Source organism: Mycobacterium intermedium, assembly GCF_002086275.1.
GTDB lineage: Bacteria > Actinomycetota > Actinomycetes > Mycobacteriales > Mycobacteriaceae > Mycobacterium > Mycobacterium intermedium.
Genome location: NZ_MVHT01000322.1, coordinates 1 through 284 on the forward strand (window position 1 = coordinate 1; position 284 = coordinate 284).

The following is a 284-nucleotide window of genomic DNA, read 5'->3' on the forward strand; positions in this document are numbered from 1 at the left end:
GCGTTGCCCCTCCTGCTCGTCGTCATCATCGTGTTTTCGCTGGTCCTCGCGGGCCTGATCGGCGCCGAACTGTACGTGCGCAACAAGGCCAACAACAAGATCGCGTCGGCCGTGGCGTGCGAGGTCCGGGACCAGGCCACCGCGTCGTTCGGCGCGACGCCGCTGGTGCTGTGGCAGTACCTGACCGATCACTACACAAACATCTCGATCGAGACGGCCGGCAACAACATCAAGGATGCCAAGGGCATGAAGATGCAGATCGGCATCAAGGACATCGTGCTGAA

General features: G+C 61.6%; 1 pseudogene. It reads left to right on the forward strand.

Annotated features, from left to right (window positions below):
* A pseudogene (locus BST27_RS30875) lies at positions 1-284 on the forward strand (LmeA family phospholipid-binding protein); the annotation flags it as partial.